Source organism: Metabacillus lacus, assembly GCF_009674805.1.
Lineage (GTDB): Bacteria > Bacillota > Bacilli > Bacillales > Bacillaceae > Metabacillus_C > Metabacillus_C lacus.
Window position 1 is genome coordinate 1 of record NZ_WKKI01000090.1, and the last position, 3,779, is coordinate 3,779.

Here is a 3,779-nt window from a genome sequence, read left to right on the forward strand (position 1 = left end):
CGTCTTATTGATTAACTCCATTTGTTTTTGATTAGGGAAGATACGAAACTTAAACGCCTTTTTAACTAACATGATTTCACCTCGCTTTATAGGAACGAACGTTCTGATTTTACCATAACAGTGAGTGTTTTGGCTATCGCCAACCTCCATTCATCTCCCCCTTATCGCTGAGCTAAATCTCATCACGCGCTTGAAGAGGGAGTCTTCTGTCGGATAAAGATAAAAATACTGATGTAGGTAATTCTAACTGTCTCATTTTCATTATTAGGCAAGTATCATAGTAGTTCCCTTGATAACTTTTTGTCGTTGTGTTTGATGCGGGCTCAGAAATGACAGCGACTACTAAAATCAAAAAAACAACTTTTCGACATATAGAATCAGAGCTTTTCAGTTATAAAGATACATTGAAAGAAATTGAGGAATCATGAAAGAATGTTGTGTTCTGTAATGAAAATGAGGATGAAAATACCGGTGGGGGAAGATCAAACTTCCTCTCTGATCCTAAAGCGAGGTTGGGGACTCGTATTAATCTTAATTGCTGACAAACTTAAATTCGATACATATTTAAAAATTATGTAATAAATGTATGCTAAAAAAAAGAAGCCTCGCCCCATAACGCAGGAGGAGACTTCCAATTAAGTCAAAAAATTACCCCATCACATCATCAAAAGCTCTACTCTGATCAATGACCATAGAGAGTGTAATAAGGTATCCATCAGGATCTTGTAAAACCAACTCTCTGGCATTCCATGGGCGATTTACCGGTCCCTCGACCACATTAGCTGGGGAGAATTGAGCTGCTCTCTTGTAAAAGGGCTCAATTTCTTTTGCAGCAACATTGAGGGTCACCCCTTGGCCTTTCTTTCCTTCATTGCTTTTGCCGCCGCTTGATAGCAGCATGATATCTTGATATTTCTCTCCACGTATATGAGCCATTACACTATTTCCTTGCTGATCAGCTAGTTCAAATACACTGGTGAATTGAAGAACTTCCTTGTACCAGTTGAGCGAGTATGTCATATTTTGTACTTCAAGTTTTACGAATAAAGGCATTGGATAAGCTTCCATATCTCTTTCCTCCTTTCAGTTAGGCATTTTCAAGTTGATCACAATATACATGAATGGCTTCGCTCATGAACTTGGCAAGACCATTTCCATATCGGTCAATGTTTTTTATAAACCGTTCATCCGCTGCGTAAATTTCACCCAATCCTCGAAAAATCTCAAGCGTACAATCGTAGTAATACGTTGTAATGAGTTCTCTCCACTTTCCGATCAGCTGCTGCACTTCAGGAGCTGAAGGTTTCTGATCCATCCTATCAGCAAGGGCGCGCCATATTGCCTCTGACTTCTCCAGAATGCCGGTCCATTGTTCATGAGAGTACGACGATGTTCTTCTCAAGCTGTCTTCTATAACTGCTGAATTGTATTTCTCTTTTACTTCTTCTTGATATTTCTCCTGAATGTCCTTCACTTCTTTTAAGGACAATCCTTTAAATAAGTTTTCTCCTTGCACTTTCTCTCCTCCTTCCATAGCTGCGATTGTGTCTTCAATTGTGTTAATCATCTGCTCCAATCGCTTCTTTTTCTCCATGAGCACCCTCTTATGACTTTTCAATGCTGTTCTCCTATTAAATCCCGGGGCGTCAATAATTTCAGTAATATCTTTAAGCGAGAAACCAACCTCTTTTAAAAATAGTATCTGCTGCAATCTCTCCAAATTTTCTTCTGTATATTGACGGTAGCCTGCTTCTGTTACACTTGAAGGCTTCAACAAGCCAATCTCGTCATAATGATGCAGTGTTCTTACACTGATACCGGCATACTCAGCAACTTCTTTTACTTGATAAAACATAGGTGATCACCTCAAAAGTTATACTACAGTATTACGTTACGTTATAGTCAACAAAGAAATGAATTCTACATCAGTACTTTGTTAATTAGTCTCCGCTCGATCAGATTTATTAAGCCGCACAAAAAAGGCACCCACAACTGGGTGCCTTTCTGAAAAATATATCTAGAAAGCATCATGCTCACGGCGGAGGCTCTCTGTCGTGAGGGAGTTATCTCCTCCGACAGTTTCCCCATCAGCCAAATCACGCATGTTCATTTCATGCTGAGTCTCTTCAGATCCCAATAGATTTCTGTCTTGATCCCGCTCCGTCTGAGCTTGAATGGTTCTCTTTGCATATGGCAATGCTTCCAGTCTTTCATATGGAATATCTTCTCCGGTGTCGATACACTTGCCATATGTTCCTTCTTCCATTCTGTCCAATGCCTCTTTGATTTCTCCAAGCACGTTTTCATCCACATTTTCCAACGTTTGCTGGCGCTCCCTGTCATACACTTCACTGCCTAAATCAGCAGGGTGATTATCAATTCCATTCGAAAGCTCTCCAACGGAGTCGCTCATGGAAGTATCGAATAAAGGATCTTTGGGTTTGTCCTCTATCTCTTTTTTCATTTCGAGCAATTGCTGCTTTAATCCTTGAGTTTGCTTATCGCTTAGTGCCATCGTTATCCTCTCCTTTATATGTAGTTATGCTATTCCCCGATAAGGGGCAGAACAAACTACAGGGAGAGCAGATGAGGCATGGCAAACTTCTCCAGGGAAATGCACAATTTAAACTTGAGTGAAATCTGACATGATAATTAGCTTCTTCAGCAGAGCAAGCTAAAAGGGTGAAAAAAATGAAGCGACATGTTACAGAGTGACAGATAGGTGTTTTCCTTTTTAATCAATGTACATTCTTTCCTGGCTATTTTTAGTGTCTTCCTGTTTTTTTCTTCTGAAAGTACATTTCAACTTAAAGCAGTCTAGGTGGCTGCTTTGAAAAGTCATTGGCTAGCAGATACATTACTGATAGGGCAATAACCAGCTTCTTCAGGCCTTCTGACAAGTTCTCCTGAACAATTAGGACAAACCTCTGACATTTCAATGGTGCAGTCCTCGCAAAAAGTACATTCATGAACACATATATAAGCCCTTCCCTTTAATTCACCTTCGCATTTCTCACATATTGTTTTCATTTCTAAACCCATATAGTAACCTCCAGCATTTGAATTACCTTCATTTTAGTTTAATAAAAACACTTAAGACATACTTTTCTTATGGAAGTTAGCTGTTATACTTAAAAAGATAAAGTATTTGTAGAAATTCAAATAAAAAAATAAAGGTGATATCTTATGGACCCAATTAACCGCCAAATTCTAAATATATTACAAGCAGATGGAAGAGTTTCAATGACAGAGCTGGGGAGAAATGTTTCTTTATCCGTTCCTGCAGTCACAGAAAGAGTCAGGAAGATGGAAGATCAAGGAATTATCAAGGGGTATAAAGCTGAAATTGACAATGTGAAAATTGATAAACCGGTTTCAGCATTCATTTTAATAAAAACACATCGGTGTAAAGCTTTTAGAGGATTCTGCAAGGAAAATCCTTTGGTTGTTGAATGCCATAGATTAACCGGAGAGTACAGCTATCTTGTTAAAATTGTTACAGAATCGTATAAGTTATTGGAAGAGTTCATTGATACCTCCATGGAGTACGGTGAACCCCTTACGATGATGAATCTTTCTTCTCCTGTTTCTAATAAAGCTATCTAAACGTTTGGGGCAGAAACAATAGCACCATTTGCATCATAATGTACCCTTTATTGAACTACCCGCCACTTAACTGGCTCTTACGAGCTGTTTGAAGTTGGGGATTCCTAAGAACACCAGCGTAACCGCTAGTTATGGATTAGGCTATCCCGTTGCACCGACGGTTAGAAGCCTTA

Annotated in this window: 6 protein-coding genes; 1 reads left to right on the plus strand and 5 read right to left on the minus strand. The window is 39.1% G+C overall.

Going from position 1 to position 3,779, the window contains the following annotated elements:
• The 5 genes from GJU40_RS21455 to GJU40_RS20250 form a co-directional block, all read right to left on the minus strand.
• On the minus strand, positions 1 to 150 hold a 150-nt coding region (locus GJU40_RS21455; RefSeq protein WP_343031655.1), incomplete at its 3' end, for a helix-turn-helix domain-containing protein.
• 498 nt (positions 151 to 648) lie between these two features.
• Positions 649 to 1,068, minus strand: coding sequence for a VOC family protein (locus GJU40_RS20235; RefSeq protein ID WP_154309853.1), 420 nt, complete (start codon positions 1,066 to 1,068; stop codon positions 649 to 651).
• Positions 1,069 to 1,087: 19 nt separating this feature from the next.
• Positions 1,088 to 1,855, minus strand: a complete 768-nt coding sequence (locus tag GJU40_RS20240) for a MerR family transcriptional regulator (protein WP_154309854.1) — start codon at positions 1,853 to 1,855, stop codon at positions 1,088 to 1,090.
• A 162-nt stretch (positions 1,856 to 2,017) separates the two neighbouring features.
• Entirely contained in the window at positions 2,018 to 2,515 is a 498-nt protein-coding gene (locus tag GJU40_RS20245) for a TraR/DksA C4-type zinc finger protein (protein ID WP_154309855.1), read from the minus strand.
• Positions 2,516 to 2,838: 323 nt separating this feature from the next.
• Positions 2,839 to 3,042, minus strand: coding sequence for a DUF1272 domain-containing protein (locus GJU40_RS20250; protein ID WP_154309856.1), 204 nt, complete (start codon positions 3,040 to 3,042; stop codon positions 2,839 to 2,841).
• 144 nt (positions 3,043 to 3,186) lie between these two features.
• On the opposite strand from GJU40_RS20250, the gene GJU40_RS20255 reads away from it, so the two are divergent.
• Positions 3,187 to 3,606 carry an Lrp/AsnC family transcriptional regulator gene (locus GJU40_RS20255; protein ID WP_154309857.1) on the plus strand — a complete coding sequence of 140 codons (420 nt, stop codon included), beginning with the start codon at positions 3,187 to 3,189 and terminating at the stop codon, positions 3,604 to 3,606.
• The last annotated feature ends 173 nt before the right edge of the window (positions 3,607 to 3,779 follow it).

Excerpts from the sequence above, each read along its gene's own strand:
- GJU40_RS20235 (WP_154309853.1), bottom strand. The coding sequence starts at position 1,068 with ATGGAAGCTTATCCAATGCCTTTATTCGTAAAACTTGAAGTACAAAAT.
- GJU40_RS20240 (WP_154309854.1), bottom strand. The coding sequence starts at position 1,855 with ATGTTTTATCAAGTAAAAGAAGTTGCTGAGTATGCCGGTATCAGTGTA.
- GJU40_RS20245 (WP_154309855.1), bottom strand. The coding sequence starts at position 2,515 with ATGGCACTAAGCGATAAGCAAACTCAAGGATTAAAGCAGCAATTGCTC.
- GJU40_RS20250 (WP_154309856.1), bottom strand. The coding sequence starts at position 3,042 with ATGGGTTTAGAAATGAAAACAATATGTGAGAAATGCGAAGGTGAATTA.
- GJU40_RS20255 (WP_154309857.1), top strand. The coding sequence starts at position 3,187 with ATGGACCCAATTAACCGCCAAATTCTAAATATATTACAAGCAGATGGA.